Source organism: Acidithiobacillus sp. TH-A36 (assembly GCF_057473445.1).
The window spans coordinates 1-20,018 of sequence record NZ_JBYCKP010000083.1 but is presented as its reverse complement, the minus strand read 5'-3'; the positions used below and the strand labels follow the sequence as shown (position 1 = coordinate 20,018).

General features: G+C 53.4%; 25 protein-coding genes. 7 read left to right on the top strand and 18 right to left on the bottom strand.

Annotated elements, in window-relative coordinates:
* Window positions 1–12: 12 nt before the first annotated feature.
* The 3 genes from AC2VLY_RS02320 to AC2VLY_RS02310 are packed head-to-tail and all read right to left on the bottom strand — an operon-like array spanning window position 13 to window position 3,399.
* Window positions 13–1,203 carry a glycosyltransferase gene (locus AC2VLY_RS02320; protein WP_486891751.1) on the bottom strand — a complete coding sequence of 397 codons (1,191 nt, stop codon included), beginning with the start codon at window positions 1,201–1,203 and terminating at the stop codon, window positions 13–15.
* Window positions 1,204–1,214: 11 nt separating this feature from the next.
* Complete coding sequence (locus tag AC2VLY_RS02315) at window positions 1,215–2,339, bottom strand: PilT/PilU family type 4a pilus ATPase (protein WP_486891752.1); 1,125 nt, start codon at window positions 2,337–2,339, stop codon at window positions 1,215–1,217.
* Between the two features lie 10 nt (window positions 2,340–2,349).
* Window positions 2,350–3,399, bottom strand: a complete 1,050-nt coding sequence (locus AC2VLY_RS02310) for a type IV pilus twitching motility protein PilT (RefSeq protein WP_486891753.1) — start codon at window positions 3,397–3,399, stop codon at window positions 2,350–2,352.
* A gap of 106 nt (window positions 3,400–3,505) precedes the next feature.
* Here AC2VLY_RS02310 and AC2VLY_RS02305 point away from each other — a divergent pair, with 106 nt between their 5' ends.
* From AC2VLY_RS02305 to bioB, 4 genes are read left to right on the top strand one after another with little or no spacing between them, the layout of a single operon-like run.
* Window positions 3,506–4,177, top strand: a complete 672-nt coding sequence (locus tag AC2VLY_RS02305) for a YggS family pyridoxal phosphate-dependent enzyme (RefSeq protein WP_486891754.1) — start codon at window positions 3,506–3,508, stop codon at window positions 4,175–4,177.
* Entirely contained in the window at window positions 4,174–5,001 is an 828-nt protein-coding gene (gene proC / locus AC2VLY_RS02300) for a pyrroline-5-carboxylate reductase (RefSeq protein ID WP_486891755.1), read from the top strand. The genes AC2VLY_RS02305 and proC overlap by 4 nt, the downstream gene beginning before the upstream one ends.
* Entirely contained in the window at window positions 4,998–5,279 is a 282-nt protein-coding gene (locus AC2VLY_RS02295; protein WP_193649796.1) for a YggT family protein, read from the top strand. Before proC ends, AC2VLY_RS02295 begins: the two co-directional genes overlap by 4 nt.
* 37 nt (window positions 5,280–5,316) lie before the next feature.
* Complete coding sequence (gene bioB / locus AC2VLY_RS02290; RefSeq protein ID WP_486891756.1) at window positions 5,317–6,261, top strand: biotin synthase BioB; 945 nt, start codon at window positions 5,317–5,319, stop codon at window positions 6,259–6,261.
* A 59-nt stretch (window positions 6,262–6,320) separates the two neighbouring features.
* On the opposite strand, the gene AC2VLY_RS02285 is transcribed toward bioB, so the two are convergent.
* Window positions 6,321–6,884, bottom strand: a complete 564-nt coding sequence (locus AC2VLY_RS02285; RefSeq protein WP_193649794.1) for an acyloxyacyl hydrolase — start codon at window positions 6,882–6,884, stop codon at window positions 6,321–6,323.
* 243 nt (window positions 6,885–7,127) lie between these two features.
* Here AC2VLY_RS02285 and AC2VLY_RS02280 point away from each other — a divergent pair, with 243 nt between their 5' ends.
* Window positions 7,128–8,141: an HlyD family secretion protein gene (locus tag AC2VLY_RS02280; RefSeq protein WP_486921700.1), complete on the top strand. Its 1,014-nt coding sequence runs from the start codon at window positions 7,128–7,130 to the stop codon at window positions 8,139–8,141.
* 197 nt (window positions 8,142–8,338) lie between these two features.
* Here AC2VLY_RS02280 and AC2VLY_RS02275 read toward each other — a convergent pair whose 3' ends face one another.
* The 3 genes from AC2VLY_RS02275 to AC2VLY_RS02265 are packed head-to-tail and all read right to left on the bottom strand — an operon-like array spanning window position 8,339 to window position 10,570.
* Window positions 8,339–9,058 carry a pyrimidine 5'-nucleotidase gene (locus AC2VLY_RS02275; RefSeq protein ID WP_193649792.1) on the bottom strand — a complete coding sequence of 240 codons (720 nt, stop codon included), beginning with the start codon at window positions 9,056–9,058 and terminating at the stop codon, window positions 8,339–8,341.
* Window positions 9,055–9,915 (bottom strand): acetylglutamate kinase, encoded by an 861-nt coding sequence (argB, locus tag AC2VLY_RS02270; RefSeq protein WP_227485209.1) that lies wholly within the window; start codon window positions 9,913–9,915, stop codon window positions 9,055–9,057. Before argB ends, AC2VLY_RS02275 begins: the two co-directional genes overlap by 4 nt.
* Before the next feature lie 28 nt (window positions 9,916–9,943).
* Window positions 9,944–10,570 (bottom strand): TetR/AcrR family transcriptional regulator, encoded by a 627-nt coding sequence (locus AC2VLY_RS02265; protein WP_300250168.1) that lies wholly within the window; start codon window positions 10,568–10,570, stop codon window positions 9,944–9,946.
* 177 nt (window positions 10,571–10,747) lie between these two features.
* On the opposite strand from AC2VLY_RS02265, the gene AC2VLY_RS02260 reads away from it, so the two are divergent.
* Window positions 10,748–11,686, top strand: a complete 939-nt coding sequence (locus AC2VLY_RS02260; protein ID WP_193649790.1) for a hypothetical protein — start codon at window positions 10,748–10,750, stop codon at window positions 11,684–11,686.
* Window positions 11,687–11,693: 7 nt separating this feature from the next.
* Complete coding sequence (locus AC2VLY_RS02255) at window positions 11,694–11,990, top strand: zinc ribbon domain-containing protein (protein ID WP_227485208.1); 297 nt, start codon at window positions 11,694–11,696, stop codon at window positions 11,988–11,990.
* Between the two features lie 56 nt (window positions 11,991–12,046).
* On the opposite strand, the gene AC2VLY_RS02250 is transcribed toward AC2VLY_RS02255, so the two are convergent.
* The 11 genes from AC2VLY_RS02250 to AC2VLY_RS02200 form a co-directional block, all read right to left on the bottom strand.
* Complete coding sequence (locus tag AC2VLY_RS02250) at window positions 12,047–12,415, bottom strand: hypothetical protein (RefSeq protein WP_193649788.1); 369 nt, start codon at window positions 12,413–12,415, stop codon at window positions 12,047–12,049.
* Between the two features lie 63 nt (window positions 12,416–12,478).
* Window positions 12,479–13,495 (bottom strand): CDP-6-deoxy-delta-3,4-glucoseen reductase, encoded by a 1,017-nt coding sequence (locus tag AC2VLY_RS02245; protein WP_486891780.1) that lies wholly within the window; start codon window positions 13,493–13,495, stop codon window positions 12,479–12,481.
* A gap of 75 nt (window positions 13,496–13,570) precedes the next feature.
* Complete coding sequence (rnt, locus tag AC2VLY_RS02240; protein WP_193649786.1) at window positions 13,571–14,176, bottom strand: ribonuclease T; 606 nt, start codon at window positions 14,174–14,176, stop codon at window positions 13,571–13,573.
* 5 nt (window positions 14,177–14,181) lie between these two features.
* Window positions 14,182–14,961, bottom strand: coding sequence for an ABC transporter permease (locus AC2VLY_RS02235; RefSeq protein ID WP_193649785.1), 780 nt, complete (start codon window positions 14,959–14,961; stop codon window positions 14,182–14,184).
* 21 nt (window positions 14,962–14,982) lie between these two features.
* The gene (locus tag AC2VLY_RS02230; protein ID WP_264674702.1) at window positions 14,983–15,672 is read right to left on the bottom strand and encodes an arginyltransferase; all 690 of its coding nucleotides are present in this window, start codon (window positions 15,670–15,672) and stop codon (window positions 14,983–14,985) included.
* Window positions 15,673–15,680: 8 nt separating this feature from the next.
* Entirely contained in the window at window positions 15,681–16,406 is a 726-nt protein-coding gene (gene aat / locus AC2VLY_RS02225; protein WP_193649783.1) for a leucyl/phenylalanyl-tRNA--protein transferase, read from the bottom strand.
* A 53-nt stretch (window positions 16,407–16,459) separates the two neighbouring features.
* The gene (gene htpX, locus AC2VLY_RS02220; protein WP_486891779.1) at window positions 16,460–17,356 is read right to left on the bottom strand and encodes a protease HtpX; all 897 of its coding nucleotides are present in this window, start codon (window positions 17,354–17,356) and stop codon (window positions 16,460–16,462) included.
* Between the two features lie 116 nt (window positions 17,357–17,472).
* Window positions 17,473–18,177, bottom strand: a complete 705-nt coding sequence (bioD, locus tag AC2VLY_RS02215) for a dethiobiotin synthase (RefSeq protein ID WP_486921699.1) — start codon at window positions 18,175–18,177, stop codon at window positions 17,473–17,475.
* Entirely contained in the window at window positions 18,174–19,058 is an 885-nt protein-coding gene (gene bioC / locus AC2VLY_RS02210; protein ID WP_486891777.1) for a malonyl-ACP O-methyltransferase BioC, read from the bottom strand. Before bioC ends, bioD begins: the two co-directional genes overlap by 4 nt.
* Window positions 19,055–19,816, bottom strand: a complete 762-nt coding sequence (locus AC2VLY_RS02205) for an alpha/beta fold hydrolase (RefSeq protein ID WP_486891776.1) — start codon at window positions 19,814–19,816, stop codon at window positions 19,055–19,057. The genes bioC and AC2VLY_RS02205 overlap by 4 nt, the downstream gene beginning before the upstream one ends.
* The coding region (locus tag AC2VLY_RS02200; protein ID WP_486921698.1) for an aminotransferase class I/II-fold pyridoxal phosphate-dependent enzyme at window positions 19,813–20,018 on the bottom strand (206 nt) is incomplete at its 5' end. The genes AC2VLY_RS02205 and AC2VLY_RS02200, both read right to left, overlap by 4 nt.

Genomic DNA, 20,018 nt, shown 5'->3' with positions numbered 1-20,018 from the left:
CTGAGGCATTCATCAGCTTTTTTCTCCAGACTGGTCATAGTGGCGCCCTTTCCAGGCGCCCCCTTTTCCCAGATAGTGACGGCGCGCAGAATCCAGCGTCATGAGCGTGTAAAACATTGCCGCCAGGGGCAAGGTCAAAACCCATAGGCTGTTCTGTGCATAGAGGCGGACGCTGGGTAAATAAGCCCTGAACATCAGAGCCAGGGTCAACACCGACAGGGCCAGCCCTATCCATTGCTGCTCCCAGCACCCGGCAATCAACAAAATCACCGGTACAGCGTAAAGAAATAGCATGCCCAATGTCGCCGCCAACAGACGCCATGGACTGAACTCCAGCTGCACATAGGCTGAACGTGCCACCATCCGCCATATTTCGCCGAAAAAACGATAGTCGCGCAGACTGTAACTTTCGGTACCCAACCCTAACCAGATAGGGCCCTGAATTTTCAACAGGGCAGCCAGAGTGCAGTCATCAATCAAGGCGCCCCGCATGGCAGCAAGGCCACCTGCCTGCATCAGCAAATCCCGCCGCAACAACATGCACCCGCCTGCTGCTCCAGCCAGCTTGCGACGCGCATCATTCACCCAGGGAAAAGGATAAAGCATCTGAAAAAAGAAAATGAAGGGAGGGATCAGCAGGCGCTCCCAGAAACTGCGACAGGACAACATCACCATCAGCGACACCAATGCGCGGTTTCCACGCTGCTGCTGGTCCACCAACCGGGTGAGCACATCGGGGCCATGGACAATGTCCGCATCGGTAAACCAGAGTAGCGACACAGCATCAGCAGCCAGCGTTCCCTGATGCATGGCCCAGACCTTGCCTGTCCATGCTTCGGGAAGAGCTTTTCCGCTGAGAACCTGCAGACGGTCAGAAGCATCCAGTTTTTCCGCAGCCTTTTTCGCCAGCAGCGCGGTTTCGTCCTGACTTTGATCATCCACCACAATGACCCGTAAATCTCCCGGATAATTCTGGCGCAGCAAGGCACTTACACAGGGTCCAATGCCTTCAGCCTCGTTTCGTGCCGGGACAATGGCGGTTACGGCCGGGAATCGGGTGGCACAGGCGTCAGCCTTATTTGTAGATACGGCGCCCAGGACCGGTAAGCGCTGATCAGTGCGCCAGAAATATCCCCGGGCAAAAAACAGCACCAGCCAAGCCAGGAGAACCAAACCAGCCAGCGCATCGAACAAGCAAGACAAAAGGCCTCCTGCTATACCTGCCATTTGTCCTCGGAAGAATGCATGGCACCCGGGTCTCCAATACCCCGGCGCAAACAGTTCTGCTTAATCGCCAGACGCAGATCATTTTGCGAATCGGCCGCGCGCAGCGCATCTTCATATTCCACCAAACCCTGGGCGTACAAATCCAGCAGGCTCCGATCAAAGGTTTGCATGCCTACGTCGTTGGTACGCCCCATGGCTTCCTTGAGCATTCCGACTTCACCTTTGTATATCAGGTCAGCAATCGCCGGAGTATTAATCAGCACTTCCATGGCGGCAATCCGTCCAGCCTGACCCTTGATAGGCAAAAGCCGCTGGGAAACAACGGCTTTCAGATTCAGGGATAAATCCATCAGCAGCTGCTTTTTCCGATCTTCCGGAAAAAAGTTGATGATGCGTTCAATAGCCTGATTGGCATTATTGGCATGCAAGGTAGACATGCATAAGTGCCCGGTTTCTGCGTAGGCCATGGCATGATCCATCGTATCCCTATTACGCACCTCACCAATCAAAATCACATCAGGCGCCTCACGCAGGGCATTTTCCAGTGCTCTTTCATAAGTAAGCGTATCTATACCGACTTCCCGCTGATTAACAATAGATTTCTGGTTTTTATGGATGAATTCAATAGGATCTTCGATGGTCAGGATATGGCCGGCAGCATTCTGATTACGATACTGAATCATGGAAGCCAAAGAGGTGCTTTTACCCGAACCCGTTGCGCCCACAAACAGCACCAGGCCCCGCGCAGTCATGGCGAGATCCTTCAGAATGGATGGTAACCTGAGCTGTTCCAGGGTCGGGATTTGGGTTTTAATGGCACGCAACACAAAACTCAGTTCACCACGCTGATAAAATCCATTGACCCGAAAACGCCCGATGCCGGGAGCTGAAATGGCCATATTGATTTCTTTTTCATGCTGAAATTCCTGCAGACGTTCCACCCCCAGTATTTCCTTAGCGAGACTGAGCACCTGCCCGGGTTTCAAGATGTCTGAACCCAGATTTACGGCGCGCCCATCAATTTTCATGACCGGTGGAGAACCCACGGTAAGATATAAATCAGAACCGTTTTTTTCGACCATCAACGCCAGCAGATCATCCAGTACAGACATTTGATATACCTCAGGCAACATTCATGAAACTGTCTTTGTTCTGCACCCGGCGCATCGCCTCTTCGCGGGTGATTTTATGCGCACGCACCAAATCTGCCAGGCATTGATCCAGCGTTTGCATGCCCTGGTTTTGTCCGGTCTGAATGACTGAATACATTTGTGCCACTTTGTTTTCGCGAATGAGATTACGAATGGCCGGAGTGGCAATCATGATTTCATGAGCCGGAACCCGGCCTTTTCCATCGGCAGTTTTCAGCAGGGTTTGCGAAATGACCGCCCGTAAGGATTCAGATAACATGGAGCGGACCATGTCCTTTTCCCCACCCGGGAAAGAATCGACAATTCGATCAATGGTTTTAGGTGCTGAACTGGTATGTAGCGTCGCAAAAACAATGTGTCCGGTTTCTGCTGCCGTCAAGGCCAGACGCATGGTTTCCAGATCACGCAATTCACCGACCAGAATAATATCCGGATCTTCACGCAGCGCCGAACGCAGGGCGTTTTCGAAGGAATGGGTATTCGGCCCCACTTCACGCTGATTGATCAGGCACTTTTTAGCCGTATGGATGAACTCTATGGGATCTTCGATGGTAATAATATGATCCGGCCGATTAGCGTTGATATGATCCACCATGGCCGCCAGGGTCGTGGATTTACCAGATCCGGTTGGTCCGGTAACCAGTATCAGTCCACGCGGAATATTGATAATCTCCGTAAAGGATTTTGGCGCATTTAGATCTTCCAGACTCAGCACCTTGGCCGGAATGGTACGAAATGCCGCAGCAGGTCCCCGATCCTGATTAAAAGCATTCACCCGAAAACGTGCAATACCGGGCAGTTCATAGGCAAAATCGATTTCCAGATTTTCTTCATACCATTTTCGCTGGGAATCCGACATGATGTCATAAATCATCGCGTGGACCGCCTTTCCATCCAGTGCTTCAACATTGATGGGACGTATATCGCCGTTAATGCGCAACATGGGTGCAAGGCCCGCAGATAAATGCGTATCTGATGCGTTATTTTTCACCGCGAAGCTGAGTAGTTCAGCAATATCCATCTATAAATCTCCACATGACATGGTAATACCCGGCATTTGGGCATTGGGACTCATGCGCGTTACTATAGTCGACCTTGGCCATTTCGCCCACGTTTCATGGAGCAGCATGTCCCTCGCTGAAAATCTGGCAAATATAAAACGCTCTCTACGGCAGCCCAACCGCCCCATATTACTGGCGGTGAGCAAAAGGGTTCCGGCGTCTGTCATCCGCGAAGCCCATGCCTTGGGAATGCGTCATTTCGGTGAAAACTACCTTCAGGAAGCGCTGGAAAAACAGGATGAACTACGTGATCTGAAGGATATTTGCTGGCATTTTATCGGACGGATTCAGCGTAACAAAACCCATGAAATTGCCCGGCACTTTACCTGGGTCGAAAGCGTCGACCGCCTGCTGATTGCCCAACGTCTGAACAACGCCAGACAGGAAGCTTCGACTCCCTTGAATGTGCTGATTGAAGTGGCCGTCAGCTCGGAAGACAGCAAGGGAGGATGCCCACCTGCTCAGCTTGCGACACTTGCAGAAGGCCTCCAGCAACTCCCCTTTCTCCGTTTGCGTGGCCTGATGGCATTGGTCCATCCCGACCCTGATCAGGCAAACGCCAATTTTCAGAAAATGCACTGCTTATTCAATACGCTGCTACAAAGCGGGAATTATCCTGACCTGGATACCTTGTCCATGGGAACTTCGTCTGATTTTGTGCAGGCGCTGGAGCATGGAGCCACAGAAATCCGCTTGGGTACGCGCTTGTTTGGCAGCCGTCACCAGGAGGCACCATGATTGAACAAAACATCGTATTTATTGGCGCAGGCAATATGGCTCGCGCTCTCATTTCCGGAATGCGCCAGCTTGGCATACCAGGTAGCCAGATTCAGGTACATGCCCCCAGTACCCAGCGACGTGAAGCCCTTGCCGAAGAATTCGGACTGCGTAGCCGTCCTGCCAAGGCCGAAAAGCTGCCACAGAACAGTCTGGTGATTTATGCCGCCAAACCCAAACAGGTAGATGGGATTATCAGCGAATGGCGAGAATCATTCGTAGATGCCCAGGTCCTTTTTGTATCCGTTGCAGCAGGCATTTCCAGCCAGCAAATGAGCCGCATCCTGGGAGAGAATGTGGCCGTAGTCCGCGCCATGCCCAATACGCCTGCGCAGGTGGGAGCGGGAGCGACGACCCTTTTCGCCCAGGCAACGGTCAAGGCATCGCAGTGCGACATCGTGCAGCAGATTTTCTCTGGGGTGGGCAAGGTGTTCTGGTTGCATGACGAATCCCTGATGGACGCAGCTACCGCCCTGGCGGGCAGCGGTCCTGCCTATGTGTTGTTATTTCTGGAGGCGCTGGAAGACGCCGCCGTACTCCAGGGTCTGGATCGGGTCACCGCCCGGGCCCTGGCTTTACAGACGGTGTGGGGTACCGCCCAGATGGCTTCAGCCAGTCCTGCGAGCCCCAGTGAACTGCGCCACCAGGTCACCAGTCCCGGTGGGACGACCGCTGCCGGTCTGGCGGTCTGGGAAGAGCAGTTGCGGCCTCTGGCCCAGCGTGCCCTGGCTGCCGCCGCCGCGCGCAGTCGTGCTCTGGGTCAGTCACTGAAGACCAAAGCATGAATGAAATCAGCATTGAAGCCGCTCGTCTGACGGATCTGGTACTCACCCTGCTGTTCTGGGCCATCCTGATTCGCGCCATTTTATCCTGGGTCCAGCCAGATCCCCGTAACCCCATTGTCCATTTTCTGGACCGGGTTACCGGACCCATCCTTTATCCCCTGCAGCGGATTATTCCTCCCATTGGTGGAATGGATCTCAGCCCGCTGGTGGCCCTTTTACTCATTGAGTTATTGAAAGGTCTGCTGGTCAATGCCATTCTGAACCTCGGCGGCGTTTAATACGCCAGGCAGCTCTCGACACGAACCGGAAACGCACATGACACCTTCTAAGCACGCTTACAGCCTGGACAGCATCCTTGAAATCTATGCACGTCCTTTCAACGATCTGATTTTTGAGGCGCAGCAAATTCATCGTCAGCATTTTGATGCCAATACCATCCAGTGTTCCACCTTACTGTCCATCAAAACTGGTGGTTGCCCGGAAGACTGTGGTTATTGCTCGCAAAGCGTCCATCATGAAAACAGCCTGAAACCGGAAGCTCTCATGGATGTTGAAGCCGTGCGCAGTGCCGCCGCTGCCGCCAAAGCCAACGGTGCGCAACGCCTGTGCATGGGGGCAGCCTGGCGCTCCCCGCACGACAAGGATATTGAAAAAGTCGCCGCCATGATTCAGGTGGTCAAAGAGCATGGACTGGAAAGCTGCGTCACCCTGGGCATGCTGAAAAGCGGGCAGGCAGAACGTTTGCAGGCTGCCGGACTGGATTACTACAATCACAATCTGGATACCTCCCCGGAATTTTATGGTGAGGTCATTCATACCCGCAGCTTTCAGGATCGTCTGGACACTCTGGAAGCCGTCCGCGATGCGGGCATCAAAATCTGTAGTGGCGGTATTCTGGGCATGGGTGAATCGCGCCGGGATCGGGCCCGGATGCTTCAGGTGCTGTCGCAACTACCTCAGGCACCGGAAAGCATTCCCATCAATGCACTGGTACCCATTCCCGGCACGCCTCTGGAAGCGGCCACGCCCATTGACGGCCTGGAGTTTGTCCGCACCATAGCCGCTGCCCGGATCATCTTTCCACAAGCCTATGTCCGCCTTTCTGCAGGACGGGAAACCATGAGCGACGAGTTGCAGGCCCTGGCTTTTCTGGCTGGTGCCAACAGTATTTTTCTGGGAGATCGATTGCTGACCACCAGCAATGCCAGCAGCGGACATGACCAGATTTTATTTGAAAAGCTGGGGCTTCACGCCGGATAGCAGAAAGCCCTCTGACCCATAAGGAATTCAGAGGGCGTATCCAGATCTGAAAACTCCAATCAGGAATGCTCCCCAAAGGACAGGGGCATGGAGTAATTGAGCATGATTTCATCTTCGCCCGGATCGCTCTTTTTGATAAAGGCATTGGAAATATGGGCGATTTTCAGACCGAAACGCGACTGATTGGCAAACTGATAATCAAGGCTGAGCTCCAGACGAAACTGAAAAGTGCCATCCAGATATTTACCCCGCCCTTGATGATAACCACCCATGGCCAAAACGGGAGTCAGCACCCAGTGATCCCAGGCAACATCTGTATAAAAGCCCGTATAGCCCATAAAGCCGCCATTCGTATTGGCCATCAGCCCATAGACAGCACCCACCCCGAATAACTTGGCACCGGTTTGGTATTCCAGGTTGAGTTCTGGAAGCGTCGCATTGGAATATCCCGGCCCCGGACTCACGCCCGCCGCATTAAAAGCACCAAGACCAATATTAAAGTACGAAGGGCCGCCCTGAATCACGTGCAAACCTTCACCGTCCGCCAGTGCTGGAGTTGCCGCCAACAATCCGAGAACGGCACAGCCTAAAATACCCGCCCGGGCCCACTGCTTATTTTTCATGATTACTCCTTAGTATCCAGATTATTCATACATCATCTTGCCGACTTGAAGTGTTTAGGTTAAGGTATCAACCGAACGGTCAGTATGCGATTTACTTCCGAACCTGTCAAAATTTCACAACAGGACTGAAGTTACGCTGCTGTCTTACCGGAGTGCCCTGGAACCCAGTATATACGGAATATTATGGTTCGTTGATAGGGCAGTTCTGGAATTGGCTGCTGTAATTGCAACACAAGGAAAGCTATGCGCTGGCTCAAACGCTTTTTGGTCCTGATCATTCTCATTATTGTCGCTTTCGGTGCCTATGCCTATTTTCAGATTGCCAATTATTACCCCAACACCGATGACGCCTACATCCATGCCCATGTGGTCAACATTGCGCCACGAGTGACCGGACATATTGTTCACATTTATGTGCGCGACAACCAAGTGGTACACGCCGGGCAGCCTCTGGTCAAAATAGACCCCGAGGCCTACCAGTACGATGTAGAGAAAGCCGAGGCAGAACTGGCTCAGGCAGAACGCCAGACGGATGCTATTCAGGCCAACATTGCAGCAGCCGAGGCGCGCGTCAGCGCAGACCAGATCACTTACCAGAACGCCCAGCGCAATGCCCAACGTGCTGCGGCACTGGCAGCTCAAAAATACCTTTCTGCCCAGGAAGCAGACAACCGGATGACGGCCGCAAAAGGAGCCATGGCGCAATGGCAAGCCGAAAAAGCCAATTTGTCTGCCACCCGCGCCCAGCAGAGCCTGAATGCAGCCCGAATCGCCGCAGCCAAGGCCGCACTGGGGACCGCCAAAATGTATCTTGCGGAAACGACGTTATATGCGCCCATCACCGGAGTGGTCAGCAAAGTCGACAAAATTCATGTGGGTGATGTCGTCAGCATCAACCAGGATCTTTTCCCGTTGATCGGTAATGCAGAATACTGGGTAGAGGCCAATTACAAGGAAACCGATCTGAATCGGGTTCATACCGGGCAGACTGCCCGTATTCAGGTAGACATGTATCCCAACCACAAATTCAAGGGGACGGTGGTCAGCCTCAGCGGCGGTGCCGGCAATGCTTTTTCCCTGTTACCACCGGAAAATGCGACAGGTAACTGGGTAAAGGTCACGCAACGGGTGCCCGTACGGGTAATGATTACCAATCCTGATCCAAAGCTGCCCTTACGTATTGGTACCAGCGCTTCGGTCACCATCAATACCGGTGGTGCACCGGGTTGGGTCAAGTTTCTGAAACCGCTTCTGTAGTCTCCTGAAACGGCAGTGGGGCTTGTAAGCTTTGCAGCGACTTTTGTTTTGAGCCGTTGTTGTTCTTGGCGAAATCCTGCGCCCGTCAGAAGAGCTGTTTGAGCCCGCAGGGCGAGTTCTCTCCTGACAGCAGGACGAGCCTTAGAACAACAGGCAAGGGACGTTGGAGCAAAAAGCTTAAAAGCCCCACTACCGTTTCAGGACAAACCGTAATGCCAGCCCATGATTGATGGAACCCGGCGATGGGCGCTACGCGAACGCCTGCGACTTTTTTCAATGTGTACCGTGTGCATACCCATCCAGCGCGCAGTCCGCAAATTGGCCAGGGTGTCATCAAAAAAAACACAACGCCAGGCGGGAACTTTCAATCTGTTAAGCACCTGGTGATAAGCATGATGGTGAGGCTTTCCCTGGAAACCTGCAGTCTCCATGTCAAAGACATCCTCCACAATATCCGCCACACCCAAACGCTCCAGCACCCGCCAGGCATGACTGGCCACGCTGTTCGTAAAAACAAATACGGGGCCGGGAAGTTGCACGAGCCAACGACGTAATTCCGGATTTTCGGGGACCTGGGCAGACAGAACCGGGGGATGAATGGCTTTCAGGAAAACCCGTGGGTCAACAGTATGGTGCCGCATCAAACCCGCGAGGGTGGTCCCATAAGTCCGCCAGTAATGGCGCCGCAACTGATCGGCGGCTTCCATCTTCAGGCCAAGCTCCTCCATCAGGAAGGCATTGATGTGCTCATGCATCCAGGGAAAGCAGTAACGGTCAGCGTCATACAGGGTATTGTCGAGATCAAAGAGGAAAACCGGCAGTGTACTTCGCCGCCAGCCTAGCAGACGCCGCTTGCGGGCTGCCACAGAAAAAGCGTGTCTGTTACGCTGCGGATCAGGAACGGACAGTTTTTTCAATAGCTGCCGGCAATCAGCGTCCCCACCCCGGCGTCGGTAAAAATCTCCAGCAACAAGGCATGAGGGACTCTGCCATCAATAATATGCGCGGCCTTTACACCCGCAGCCACAGCATCCAGGCAACACTGAATTTTTGGCAGCATGCCACCATATATCTGACCATCGGCAATCATTTGTGCCACTGCGCTGGCCTCCAGGCGGGTTTGCAGGGTACCCTCTTTATCCAGTACCCCAGCCACATTGGTCATTAAAATCAGCTTTTCGGCTTTCAGGGTGGCGGCCAGCGCTCCGGCGACCAGATCGGCATTGATATTGTAAGACTCACCCCGAGCGCCGACGCCAATGGGAGCCACTACCGGGATAAAATCGCCCTGGTCCAACCAGCGAATGACTTCCGGATTGACGGCAGCAACTTCACCGACCATCCCCAGATCAGCCACCGCATTGCGCAGCGGTCGGGCGCGGAGCAAAGCCCCATCTTTGCCGGTCAGCCCCACTGCCCGCCCCCCGGCACGATTGATTCCCTGAACAATTTCCTTGTTGACGCGACCCCCGAGCACCATTTCCACCACTTCCATGGTCGCCGCATCGGTTACGCGCATGCCATCCACAAAGCGGGTTTCCACGCCCAGACGTTCAAGCATGGCGCCAATTTGCGGCCCCCCGCCATGAACCACCACAGGATTCATCCCTACTTGCTTCATCAAGGTCACATCATAGGCAAACTGCTCTTGCAGATGCGCCTCTGTCATCGCATTACCACCATATTTGATCACAATGGTCTGTCCATGAAAGCGCTGCATATAGGGCAGGGCTTCCACGAGAACATGGGCTTGCAGTTGAGGATTTTTATCCATAAGAATCTCTTGTGTTATGAATCAATATTCAGGATGGGGCTGGAACCAGCCCACGCAAAAGAATTTCGACAATACCCGCATCATATCCGGCAGGGTCGTCTGCAAAAGTAATGGGGGGGTAGTGTCGCAATATGTCTCGCGACTGGAAAAAAAACACGTTGGCACCCAAGAGGAGCGTAGCCACCAGGGCTGGATCAAAGTCCTGGCGAAATTCGCCCCGGCTTTGTCCCAGCTTCAGAACATCTACCAGCGCAGAAAACATATCCGCGAAACCCTGCTCGGCAAATTCCTGTGCCCGTGGCGCGCCCCTTTCCAGGATTTCCCGCCAGACCAAACGCACCAGTTGCGGCCTGTTCAGCAGTGCCTGCAGATGATTGCGGGCAAAATGCCGCAATACATCCAGAACCGAGCCGTGGGCGCTGACGGCTTCGTTCAGCACCGCGCGCAGATTATGGCTGGCCACGCGCAAAACCGCGAGATACAGCGTGTCTTTATTCGGGAAATAGTGATAAATGTTGGCTTTACTGATACCGGCCTCGCAGGCTATGGCATTCATGGAAACCGCATCAAAGGCTTTATCCGAGAAGAGTTTTTCGGCGGCAGCGAGGATACGCTGCCGCCCCTCTCCTTCTACCATCGCCAGCGTATTATCCATAAAATTCCCTCAGCGATCTGTTTCCACATATTATCAGCCAGTTGAAAAACATCCGACCAATCGGTCAATATCAAATCAGTGTAGCATCAACAAAGGCGATTGTCGCTTTACAGTAAAAATCTAACCGTTATCCTTGGCATTCATCCTCAAGATTGGTCACTGAAAAAGGAAGCTCCCATGTTTAGTCATTCTCCCAGTCAGGGAGACCTGTCTTTTTCGCTATTGCTGCGCGCATTACGGGGAATCACCCTCTGGCAACCCATTTTGGTGTATGTTCTCGCCGTTTTTATCGGTATGGCGGGCCTCGAATTTTTTGTACAGTGGCCAGGTGGGATGCTGGGTGCCAGCATCGGAATGCTGATTTTGTTCGTCAGTTTTGGTGTGGGGTATCTGGGTGCCGGCGGGGTACTATTACATGAAGCCCGGGGTGACTCCTTACCTGGGATTTTGCACAGTCTCCGCTTTGGCTTAAAATCGCTACCCCGGCTGATTGGCTTGCTGATCATCGAAAGTCTTTTACTCTTTGGCATTTTTGTGGTTGAGCTACTGGGATTTCTGGCCTGCAAAATACCAGGAATAGGAGCGATTTTGTTTGTACCGCTTTTCCCGGTGGCCATGTTGATAAATGCCGTGGTTTTCGTTCTGGCCATCATTGTTTTCAATCTGTCCGGTCCAGCGCTTTGGCATGGCGAATCGGTCAGCAACTCCCTGCGCCACACTATTGGTATTGCCCGTAACAAACCCGGCTCCATTTTGCTGATGATGTTGTTACTCGGAGTTTTATCTGCTGGTCTGGCAGTCATTATCGCCATCATTCTTTACACCGGATACAGTATGGCACTGTCCGCTGCGGCCCCAGCTCTGGCCAGCGAACTGAGCCGTAGCGCCGATATGTTTTGGCAGATGATGGATGCGATTACAGGTAACCCTTTTATGCTGGACCATGCAGCGCATTCCAGCATCACTGCGAATACTGCCCTGTATAATGTCGGGCTCAGCATGGGGATGGGAGTTGCCACCGCATTGGTTTTCATTATACCCAACGTCGTATTTTTGCTGGGCATGGCCCATATTTATATTGAGGCTCTTGAACTGGTTGCCCCTGAGGATGTCTAACTTGCTTATGAAAAAATGGTTACGCCAACTGGAAATCGAAAAAAACCGCTGCCAAAGTTGTGGTATGCCCTTACAGTTTGATCCGCAAGGCGGTGGTACGGAAAGCGATGGCAGCCACAGTCGGGATTACTGCAGTTACTGCTATGCAGATGGCGCATTCAAGGACCCCCAATTAACTCTGGAATCCATGCAACAGCGGGTAAGACAATTGATGCGCAAAAGACAGGCACCTTGGTATATTCGTGCCTATATGGCCCATCGGGTACCCATGTTAAAGCGTTGGCGCAGTTGCAAACGCTCATGACCGACGTAAAAAAGCCCCCGAATTCAGTAATTCGGGGGCTTTTAACTACAGGAGATTCAGAGCGCGCTGCGCGGACGCCGTCCACGACGTGGCTTGAGTTCCTGCATCAATGCATTTCCATGGGAGTCCAGTTCCTGCAGGGCATGATGGTTATCGCCTACCCGATCCCGTACTTCGGCAATAGCTGCCAGAATCTGGGTAGGTTCCCAATCAGGTACCAGGCGGGAAATGCGCTCCATCAAAGACCGCCGCTGTGCTTCACGTTCGCGTTTGGCACGCGGATTTTCCTGCAAGGACTTTTTCTGCTGCTCAATTTTGGCCAATTGCTCGCGCAGGCGCAATTCCGTTTGACGTTGCTTCTCTTCCAAATCAGCAAGGCGCTCTTCGGCACTGCGACGATGACGTTTTTTTGTTTGAGATTCCATACCCGCTCACTCCTGAAAAAATAAGTTGAAATTTTGGCTAAAGTCGCCAATAAAATTATTATGTCAGCTTGTTTTTGCTTTGGCAAATACAAATGCGTCTGCGAATATATGTTCTGAATCCAATCCTGCCTGAGCTAAAGCCGCAGATAAAGAAAAAACCATATCCGGATGGCCGCAAATATAAGCATCAAAAGCACTGGCATCAGGAAAATCTTTAATCACCTGCTCTGTTACATATCCCGTAGGACCCGACCAGTGGCTATCCGGCTGCGAGACAATTTTGGTCAGATTAAAATGGCTGTGGAGCGACTGCCATTCCTGTAACAGATTTTCATAATAAAAATCTTCAGAATGACGCACCCCCCAATAAAAGTGAATTGGCCGTACCGATCCCTGAACAAAAAGTGATTCCAGCATTCCCTTGATCGGCGCAAAGCCTGTTCCTGTAGCCACCATCAATAACGGCCGGGTTGATTCCTGGCGAACAAAAAAAGTGCCCAAAGGTCCTTCAAATCGCACAATATCCTTTTCTTTCATTGCTGAAAAAACGTGCCCGGTGAACGCACCTCCCTCTACTTTCTTGATATGCAATTCCAGCAAAGCGTCATCATTGGGGGTATTCGCCAGCGAGAAACCCCGGCGCCCGCCATCCTTCAGAAGAATGTCTATATACTGGCCGGGGAGGAACTGCAGGCGCTCTGTACTGGGTATTTTGAGGAACAGGGCGCGCACGTCCGGTGCTACGTCCTCAATTCTAGCCACCCGTGCCGGCAGGGTTTTAATCTGAATATCCTTGGCTGCTCCAACTTCGCGTACTTCAATTTTCAGATCAGATAGGGGCATAGCCTGGCAAAACAGGGCCAAACCGTCCACTTTTTCAGCTTCACTGAGCACTTTTTCTTCAATATCTCCATAATCTACCGTGCCGCTTAAAATACGCCCCTTACAGGTTGCACAAGTACCATTGCGACAGCTGTAGGGAATATTAAAGCCATGACGCAGTGCCGCTTCGAGGATGGTTTCATCACTATCACAATCCATCTCGTGACCGCTGGGTTCAATTGTCAGACGATAAGGCATGTTTTGCCCCTCTTAAAATGGTAGATGCCAATATTCTAACAGAAGCACCGGGTGTTGACTGCTGCTGCAACAACTTCAGGAATATTCCCGATTCAGGTCAAAGCCGTTCACTATCTTGCAAAATAGTTCAGCCGTCTGGCGCGCATCATATAACGCTGAATGTGCCTGTTCATGATCCCAGGGTAAACCTGCCGCCAGTGCCGCTTTGGCCAGTACCGTTTCACCATAAGCGAGGCCCGCCAGACTGACGGTGTCAAAAGTACTGAACAGATGAAATGGATTGTTTTTCACTCCAGAACGTTTTTCTGCCGCCTTGATAAAAGACAAATCAAAGGCGGCATTGTGACCTACCAGAATCGCCCGTCGGCACTGTGCAGCCTTAACCGCCGTACGAATGGCGCGAAAAATGTTGCGCAGTGCTTCTTCTTCGGAAACCGCTCCGCGCAATGGCTGAAAAGGATCAATTCCGGTAAAAGCCAGTGCCGCCGGATCAAGCACCGCGCCCGTAAAGGGCATGACGTGAAAGTGATGGCTGGCTACCGGTTTCAGCTGTCCCACTTCTCCACCGATAATGACCGCTGCCACCTCCAGCAAAGCATTACGCTCTGGGTCAAAACCCGCCGTCTCCACATCCACCACTACGGGCAAAAAACCACGAAAACGTCCAGCGAGTGCGGCCATATCAATTATCCTTCTGTACGCTGAGAAAATGTCAGGGCGTAAGGTGCCGCCAACAAGACCGCCGTAGAAACACTCAAGGTGACTGAGGCGGTCAGCATCAGCATCACCACCAACTGCATGGAAACAGCTGCAAGCGGCGCCATGCCCGCCAGAATCATTCCCGCTGTAATACCTGGAATATGAATCATGCCGACACTTTTCAGGCTATCAATGGTAGGAATCAGCGAACTGCGCACCACAATGCCGTAGAGACTGCGCATGGCCTGACGATGTCCGGCACCCAGCGCCAGCATCGCCAGCAACATATCCTCGCGCTGATCAATTTCACTGCGCAAACGATTCAACGCCAGAGATACGGCATTCATGGCATTGCCAATAATCATCCCGCCAATAGGCACCAGAGATTCGCCGCGCCAGAATACCAAACCGGAAAACAGCATCCAGGCCAGCGTGACCGTTGCCGCAATACCAATACTACCGACACCAATCCAGTAGGCATGCGGAATCCCAGCGCCCCGTTTGCGGTTGAATCGGCCGGCCATGAGAATCATCAGCACCAGAAACACCAGCAGTAACCAGGGTTGATGCTGACGGAACAACCAGCCCAGCACAAAACCCATAATTCCCAGTTGTAACGTCGCGCGCGCAGCCGACCAGAGCAGGTCCTTGCCGACCCCCAACTTTTGCCATGCCGACAGGGCCCAGGCACTTCCCAGCAGCCCCAATACGCCGGTCAGGGCCCAGGGTGAAAAGGTACGGAATATATCCGGTGCGGCATTAAGCATGGATGTGATTTTCTATCTGGATTAACGATGGGTGGAAAGCAGTCGCCATTCACCGGCGATAAAACCTTCCAGGGGCGAAAAACGCCTTTTATAATCCATTTTTGAACTTTCTGCGACCCAATAACCGAGATACAGATGTGAAAATCCCTGCTTACGGGCCCATTCAATTTGCTTTAAAATTGCAAAAGTGCCCAGTCCACGCTTCGCCAGATCCGTCCGATAAAACGTATAAACCGCCGATAATCCATGCGCCAGCTGATCAACCAGAGCGACAGCCAAGGGCTCCTGGTCTTTTTCAAACACCAGCAACCGCGAATCCACAGCACTGGTATCCGTCATCAATTCTGCATACAGACGATCAGCATCCTGGTCCATACCGCCATCCGGATGTCGCAAACGCTGGTAGTCGGCAAACAGGCGGGCATGTTGCGCATCCGGATAAGGCCTTACCACACGCATGCTCAGATCCTGGTTACGTGCCCAGGTGCGTTTTTGCCCCCTGTCCGGCTGGAAATGATCCACCGGGATACGAACGGAAACACACGCATCACATTGCGGACACATAGGCCGATACGCGACGGGACCATTGCGTCGAAAACCCTTTCGTAACAGTTGATCGTATTCCACGCTTTCCAGCACTGCGCGCGGATCACTCAATACCAGCAATTCTTCCTGTTCCGGCAGATAGGGACAGGTTTGCAAGGTCGACATATAAAAACTCATCGCCAAAAAATGTGCTCCCAGGGCAAAAGCTCCTGCCACGCCCCTTGAGTTGCCTGGGCTTTCAATCTGGTCAAAAGCTGCAAAAATTCAGCACGTGGAATTTCAGAAGCGCCCATGCTTTGCAGGTGTGGGGTCAAAAACTGGGTATCAATCAGACCAAAACCCCAATGCGCCAAATGTCGGGCCAACCAGACCAAAGCAATTTTTGAGGCGTCGGGAACCCGGCTGAACATCGATTCTCCGAAAAAAATTGCGCCCAGCTCAACGCCATATAATCCACCAACCCGCTGGCCATGTTGAAGAATTTCCACACAGTGGGCAGCACCCGCAGCAAAGAGATCCAGATAGGCATTACGCATCTCGACAGTTATCCAGGTCCCGCCCTGACCTGAACGCGGAGCCGCACACTCATCCATAACACCAGCGAAGTCCTGATCGAGAACCACCTGCCAGGACGCGACTTCAGCATTTTTCATTAAACTGCGACTGATATGAATGGCACGGGGTTCCAGCACCCCACGAGGATCAGGGGACCACCACAAGATGGGATCTTCCTCACCAAACCAGGGGAATACACCCTGAGCATAAGCCTGAAGAATACGCTTTCGGGATAAATCACCCCCTACTGCAATCAGGTTACTGTCGGCTTGTTCCGGATCCGGAAAAATGACGGAGGCATTTTGACTGCTGAGGAGAACCGGTTTTACCCGTTCAGGGCGCAATGCTGTCCACTCCCATATTCAGGTGCATCTACAATCACTCCCCAGCCAGAACACTACGAATAACTATACCCTTTTTGCAGAGCCTGCAAAGCCGCAACCCGCGCTTCCAGGCTGGGGTGGGTCGCAAAAAGCCCCTTCCAGCTACCCGAAATATAGGCAGTCGCCATGGGATCACGGACCGCATCATGCTCGACGTGCATGGCTGTAGCCCGCTGATGCAGCTTCTGCAAAGCAGAAATCATCGCGCCAGCCCCAATCTGCTCTGCGGCAAAACGATCTGCTGCAAATTCCCGGCGACGTGAAAACCAGGTGATGGGAATCAGCGCCAAAAACGACAAGGCAACCTGCAGGAACATGGAAACCGCAAAAGCAATCATCGGGCGATCATCAAATTGCCGGGCCGCCAACATCGACAACCAGAATACAAAAGTATTCATCAGCCCCTGAAGCAACGTCGTGCTGACCATATCGCCATTGTAAACATGACCCATTTCATGGGCCAGCACCGCTCGAACTTCATTATCATTGAGCAGATTCACGAGCCCGCTGCTGACCGCCACCATGCTGTGGTTACGCCCCGGCCCCGTAGCAAAGGCATTGGGATCATCACTCCAGTAAACCCAGACTTCTGGCATCCGGATGCCCAAACGCGTAGACAACTGTGCCACGGCATCGTAAATCAGCCGCTCCTTGGCGGACTGAGGTTGCTCGATGCGTTGCATCTGCATACCTGCCCGCGCCAGATGCTTGGACATCAGCAGGGAAATAAAAGCCCCCCCAAAACCAATGACCAGCGCCCAGAGTAAATCGGTCACACTGACCACCCCGCGCAGATCTACGCCAAAAGCGGGTAAAACCAGATTCACCAAGACCGAAAAAGTAATGGAAAGGGTGATAAAAATAAGTAAATTGGTACCCACCAACAAGGCTATGCTCTTGAATGATTTCATGACATTCACGCTCCATCAGAATATCTACGGTTCACTGCCACGGCTCCCGCTGTAATACCCGCCGCGCCGTGATCAGCTGCCCTCTATTTTTTATGGCAGCCGTTTGAATCCTAACATCATTCCCAACACGCCGGAAGAGACAGATACTGACTCCTGCAGACACTGGATGCTTCTGCCTGAAAGGGGATTTCTCCCAGGCAGGGGCTGGGCATTAGTCGCTGCAAAGTTTCCAGGGTTCCCGGAGCGAGATCGGGTTGAAGATGATTAGCCACCCAGCCCGCCAGCGGCAACGCACGGGCAAGAATAGCCTCGGCGCTAAGCAGGGCATGGTTGATGGCACCGAGGCGCAGACCTACGACCAGGAGCACCGGAAATTGCAAACCAAGGGCCAGGTCAGCAAAACTCCAATTATCACCCAGCGGGACCAGAAAACCGCCCGCTCCCTCTACCAGTACGGCATCCATATCTGCTGACTGCTGTTCAATAAAGCGCTGAATCTTGTGCCGGTCCAGGGGCAGGCCGGCTTGTGCTGCCGCCCAATGCGGAGCGATAGGCGGATCCAAAGCATAAAGGCAGGTTTGTTCAAAAGAGCGTGAGGGCGTTGACGCGGTGCGCAGAATTTCCACGTCACTCCACTGCCCATTGGCTTCCACACCGGAAACCACCGGCTTCAAGGCTGCGACCCGGCCAATTTCACGTGCACAGCGTTGCGCCAGAGCAGCTGTCACCGCCGTCTTGCCCACACCTGTATCCGTCCCGGTGACAAAAAGACTCCGGAGCGGCTGCGCTGGCGGATTTTCCAATCTTTCTGCCAGATTCATTTAATATGCCTCCGCATTTGCGGATAGGGCAGGGTAACTGCGCCATCCTCTCGAATCTCAGGACGCGGTCCACTACTCCAGGCATGCCCGTAAACCACCTCATAGGTGGCTGGCAAACGCCCATCTTTACGAAACTGTTCATAAGCATCGCGCAGGATTTGCAAACGACCGGGCGTCAACAAACCGCGTGGTCGCTGTACGGTGGCATTGGTCGCACCAATGCTGCGCAAGTCGCGCAAAAGATCTTCCAGAGCTGCGTAAGTCAACTGAAAATGTTCGACATCCAGCACCGGCATTTCATAGCCCTGGCGAACCAGGGCATCGCCAATATCGTGCATATCCATAAATGGTATGACATGGGGTTGATCATCCAGCCTGGCAAAAGACTGGCGCAACTCGGTGAGGGTATCCGGACCCAGGGTACTGAACATCAACAGCCCCCCGGGACGCAGGACCCGGGCAAATTCGCGCAGCACCCGATCCAGATCATTACACCATTGGATGGACATGTTGGCGAAAAGCAGGTCCATGGATCCTGTCGCCAGCGGCAGATGTTCGGCATCCCCCTGACAAAAGTACTGGCGTTGCCGCCAGCTCTTGCGCAGTCGCGCCTGCTGGAGCATGCCGACGGCCAAATCCACCGCCAGCAACCGTGCCTTGGGATAACGACGATTCAGGCGCCGACTTTGCAGGCCGGTGCCACTGCCCAGATCCAGAATCCATTGTGGTTCCAGCTTGACCAGGTCCAGTCGTTCGATGAGTTGCTGGCCTACCTGGTCCTGAAGAACAGCACTGGCCTCATAGGAGCTGGCAGCCTGGTCAAAAGCGCGGCGGATCGCGCGCTTTTCCAGCTGATAATCTGCTGGCGTCGATGGATTCATGCCCAGACCTCCAAAAGAGCATCCCGGCAGGCTTGCGGCTGCGATAAAAAGGGCGCATGCCCTGCCTTTTCAAGCACATGCAGATAGCTGCCGGGAAGATGTTGCTGCAGGTAAAAACTGGCTTCCGGAGGCACAATGCGGTCCTGCGCACCATGAATCAGCTGAACCGGCATGGACAAGCTATCCAGCCGATCGCGTAAATCCACTTCGTGGAGAAGAGTCAACCCATCAGCCAGACAGACAGGATCAGGCGACGGCCAGTTGCTCATGCCCTCCAGCGCCCGTCGTCCTTGTGGATCACCCAAAACCTGCAGGGCTAAAAACCTTTTGCGGGTTCCCTGGGGATCACTGTGCAGGCGCTGGCCAAAATCTTCCAGGGTTGCGGCAGGAATCCCTGCCGTCCAGTCTGGACGCTGGCGGAAACTCGGCGAACTCGCCATCAGTACCAACCCTTTCAACGAGGCGGGCTGCGTCAGACCCAGTCCGAGGGCGAGCAGCCCACCCAGAGACCAACCCAACAAAATCGGCGCCTCTACTTCACGATCCAGCATGTCCGTCAACTGTTCCAGAACATAAGCCCATTGCATGCCATCCGCCGTACAGGGGCTGCGGCCATGACCGGGCAAATCGTAGGAAATGCAGGTAAAATGCTTTTCCAGAAAAGGGCGCCAACCCGCAAAAACCCGGCTTTCCATGCCCCAGCCGTGGAGCAACAGCAAGGCTGGCCCTTGACCCGTCTGTTCCCGATACCAACTCATAAAATCTCCCGAAGGGCGGTCACCAACTGCGTGAGGTCTTCGCGATGATGCGCAGCACTGAGGGTAATCCGCAAACGGGCGCTGCCCTTAGGCACGGTCGGGGGGCGCACTGCCGGGCAGTACAGTCCGGCCTCGCGCAATCTGGCAGCCGCCTGCACAGCCGCCGTTGCCTCTCCCAGTACCAGCCCCTGAATGGGCGTTG

Bases quoted from the DNA above. Each gene is read 5' to 3' on its own strand.
- AC2VLY_RS02315 (WP_486891752.1), bottom strand. From the start codon at position 2,339: ATGTCTGTACTGGATGATCTGCTGGCGTTGATGGTCGAAAAAAACGGT.
- AC2VLY_RS02310 (WP_486891753.1), bottom strand. From the start codon at position 3,399: ATGGATATTGCTGAACTACTCAGCTTCGCGGTGAAAAATAACGCATCA.
- AC2VLY_RS02305 (WP_486891754.1), top strand. From the start codon at position 3,506: ATGTCCCTCGCTGAAAATCTGGCAAATATAAAACGCTCTCTACGGCAG.
- proC (WP_486891755.1), top strand. From the start codon at position 4,174: ATGATTGAACAAAACATCGTATTTATTGGCGCAGGCAATATGGCTCGC.
- AC2VLY_RS02295 (WP_193649796.1), top strand. From the start codon at position 4,998: ATGAATGAAATCAGCATTGAAGCCGCTCGTCTGACGGATCTGGTACTC.
- bioB (WP_486891756.1), top strand. From the start codon at position 5,317: ATGACACCTTCTAAGCACGCTTACAGCCTGGACAGCATCCTTGAAATC.
- AC2VLY_RS02285 (WP_193649794.1), bottom strand. From the start codon at position 6,884: ATGAAAAATAAGCAGTGGGCCCGGGCGGGTATTTTAGGCTGTGCCGTT.
- AC2VLY_RS02280 (WP_486921700.1), top strand. From the start codon at position 7,128: ATGCGCTGGCTCAAACGCTTTTTGGTCCTGATCATTCTCATTATTGTC.
- argB (WP_227485209.1), bottom strand. From the start codon at position 9,915: ATGGATAAAAATCCTCAACTGCAAGCCCATGTTCTCGTGGAAGCCCTG.
- AC2VLY_RS02265 (WP_300250168.1), bottom strand. From the start codon at position 10,570: ATGGATAATACGCTGGCGATGGTAGAAGGAGAGGGGCGGCAGCGTATC.
- AC2VLY_RS02260 (WP_193649790.1), top strand. From the start codon at position 10,748: ATGTTTAGTCATTCTCCCAGTCAGGGAGACCTGTCTTTTTCGCTATTG.
- AC2VLY_RS02255 (WP_227485208.1), top strand. From the start codon at position 11,694: ATGAAAAAATGGTTACGCCAACTGGAAATCGAAAAAAACCGCTGCCAA.
- AC2VLY_RS02250 (WP_193649788.1), bottom strand. From the start codon at position 12,415: ATGGAATCTCAAACAAAAAAACGTCATCGTCGCAGTGCCGAAGAGCGC.
- AC2VLY_RS02245 (WP_486891780.1), bottom strand. From the start codon at position 13,495: ATGCCTTATCGTCTGACAATTGAACCCAGCGGTCACGAGATGGATTGT.
- rnt (WP_193649786.1), bottom strand. From the start codon at position 14,176: ATGGCCGCACTCGCTGGACGTTTTCGTGGTTTTTTGCCCGTAGTGGTG.
- AC2VLY_RS02235 (WP_193649785.1), bottom strand. From the start codon at position 14,961: ATGCTTAATGCCGCACCGGATATATTCCGTACCTTTTCACCCTGGGCC.
- AC2VLY_RS02230 (WP_264674702.1), bottom strand. From the start codon at position 15,672: ATGTCGACCTTGCAAACCTGTCCCTATCTGCCGGAACAGGAAGAATTG.
- htpX (WP_486891779.1), bottom strand. From the start codon at position 17,356: ATGAAATCATTCAAGAGCATAGCCTTGTTGGTGGGTACCAATTTACTT.
- bioD (WP_486921699.1), bottom strand. From the start codon at position 18,177: ATGAATCTGGCAGAAAGATTGGAAAATCCGCCAGCGCAGCCGCTCCGG.
- bioC (WP_486891777.1), bottom strand. From the start codon at position 19,058: ATGAATCCATCGACGCCAGCAGATTATCAGCTGGAAAAGCGCGCGATC.
- AC2VLY_RS02205 (WP_486891776.1), bottom strand. From the start codon at position 19,816: ATGAGTTGGTATCGGGAACAGACGGGTCAAGGGCCAGCCTTGCTGTTG.